Source organism: Nocardia veterana NBRC 100344, from assembly GCF_000308855.1.
In the GTDB taxonomy this organism is placed as follows: domain Bacteria; phylum Actinomycetota; class Actinomycetes; order Mycobacteriales; family Mycobacteriaceae; genus Nocardia; species Nocardia veterana.
This window is the reverse complement of record NZ_BAGM01000178.1, coordinates 1-1,324: the sequence shown is the minus strand read 5'-3', so window position 1 is coordinate 1,324 and position 1,324 is coordinate 1. Positions and strand designations below refer to the sequence as shown.

Below are 1,324 nucleotides of genomic sequence, written 5' to 3'. Positions count from 1 at the left end.
TGCGGTCTCGGCGACATCTGCAGGGAGGTCTTCGTCCAGGTCGGTGACGTCGGTGAGGTGTGTGATCTGGGCGGCGCGGGCTCGCCAGTCCGGTGCGTCCGCGGGCAGGTCGAGCAGCAGGCGCCGCAGTTCGTCGGCGTAGTCGGCCATCGCCAGATCCATGCCCGGGTGCTGAGGCGGGATGGGCGCCAGGCCGCGCGGCGGCGCCACATTGTCCAGGGCCCGCCAGCGGGATGGCCGCGCCGTGACAGCCAGGACGTCGGCGCTGATGCTGCGGTCGATCGCGAGTTGGGTCAGCTCCGCGGCGTGGGTGTCGAGTTTGCCCGTAAGGGTGTCGAGTTCCGCGGTGGTGGTTGTGTCGATGGTGGTGACGGCGTGGTCGCCGATCCATTCGTCGGCGCCGGCTCGCAGGGCCGCGGCCGCGTCACGGGTGGTGATCAGCGCGCTGCCGCCGTCGGTTCTGTCGACGAGCGCGGCCATGAGGGCGCCGGTGTCGAGTCCGTGGGCGTCGGCCAGGGCGAGGGTGTCGAGCAGGCTCGCGTAGCTGCGGGAGCGTTCGATCTGATGCACCAGCGCAACGGGGAACGCGCGGTCGAGCAGCCAGCGGCCGCGTTCGTGGGAGAGCTCGCGGATGTAGTAGTCGTAGTCGCGTTGGATCTTCGCGCGCCGGTCGATCGGGCTGGCAGCGTCGGCGTAGGCGTCGAGCACGGCAAGCTTGTCGGCGGCGGTAGCCGGGACGGTGGGCCGGTTGTCGGCCAGGCGTGTGGTTTCAGTGCCGGTCAGCCGCATGTAGAGGCTCTCGGCGAATTCGGCGAGTTCGACATCCACGCCTGGGTAGCGGGTGGGCATCGGGCGCACTGCTGGAAGTTGCGCGTCGCGCAGCGCGATGAAGCGGCCCCCGCGCTGGGTGGTCGCCGTGGTGTCTTCGGTGTTGGTTGCCGCGACGGCGGCGGTGACCACGGCTGTGTCGAGTGTGGGGGAGTAGGCCAGCGTTTCGATCCCTGCCACTACTGTCGCCGGCACGGTGGAGTTCTGTATGTAGGCGCCGATGCGGATGTCGGCGCGGGTCCGCAGGACGGCGGCGACATCGCGGGCACTGATCAGGCTTTCGCCCAAGTCTTCCCCGTCCCGGGTGGCGATGTCGGTGACCAGCGCGGCGCTGTCCATGCCGAGTGACTCGGCGATGCCGATTGTGTCGAGCAACTGATGGAAGTTCTCCGAGCGGCGGGCTTCGGAGAACAGCATCACCGGCAGTGCTCGGTCGAGTAGATATTCCGCGCGGGCCCGCGACAGCAACTCGGTTGCGTGCTCGTACATGGCGCGA

Annotated in this window: 1 protein-coding gene; it reads right to left on the bottom strand. The window is 69.3% G+C overall.

What is annotated here, in order from left to right; translation table 11 throughout:
- The coding region (locus ON37_RS26620; protein WP_040723176.1) for a hypothetical protein at positions 1–1,324 on the bottom strand (1,324 nt) is incomplete at both ends.